Here is a 797-nt window from a genome sequence, read left to right as displayed (position 1 = left end):
TTGCAGAGATAGAGCGTCTCTTCCTCGGAAATCTTCACGTCCTTCGGATCGGCGGTGTAGTCGCGATCGGTGGTGCCGATCAGCGTGAAGTCGGTCTCGTAGGGGATGGCGAAGATGATGCGGTTATCAGGGTTCTGGAAGAAATAGGCGCGTGGTCCCTCGAACTTCTTCCTGACGATGATGTGGCTGCCCTGGACGAGGCGCACATGGCGGGCCTCGTTCTGGCCGAAGGCGGAACGGATGACATGGTCGACCCAGGGACCGGCGGCATTGATGAGCATGCGGGCCTGATGGTGCTCGCTCTTGCCGGTCACCGTGTTGATCGTCTCGATCGTCCAGACGCCCTTCTCCTGAGCATCATTCTCCTGCCTCGCCGAGACCACCTTGGTGCGCGGCATGATCAGCGCGCCCTTGTCGGCGGCATCGCGGGCATTCAGCACCACCATGCGGGCATCGTCGACCCAGCCGTCGGAATATTCGAAGGCTTTGGAAAACAGCGCCTTCAGCGGCTTTGCCGCCGGATCGGTGCGCATGTTCAAGACTGCGGTCGGCGGCAGGAGCTTGCGGCCGCCGAGATGGTCATAGAGGAACAGGCCAAGCCGGATCATCCAGGCCGGGCGGATGCCACCCTTGTGATAGGGCAGCACAAAGCGCAGCGGCCAGATGATATGCGGGGCCATGGCCCATAAGATCTCGCGCTCCATCAGCGATTCCCGCACCAGGCGGAACTCGTAATGTTCGAGATAGCGAAGACCGCCATGGATGAGCTTGGTCGCACCCGACGAGGTGCCGGAGGC

At 61.7% G+C, this 797-nt stretch carries 1 protein-coding gene; it reads right to left on the bottom strand.

Annotation, left to right across the window (positions count from 1 at the left end; all coding sequences use genetic code 11):
* Positions 1-797, bottom strand: a 797-nt coding sequence (gene glpD / locus AC1DM5_RS36500; protein WP_477976942.1) for a glycerol-3-phosphate dehydrogenase, incomplete at both ends; no start/stop codon positions are given.

The organism is Rhizobium sp. 01T437, assembly GCF_056398505.1.
Note: the sequence above shows the minus strand (reverse complement) of the source record. Positions and strands in the feature narration are given on the sequence as shown.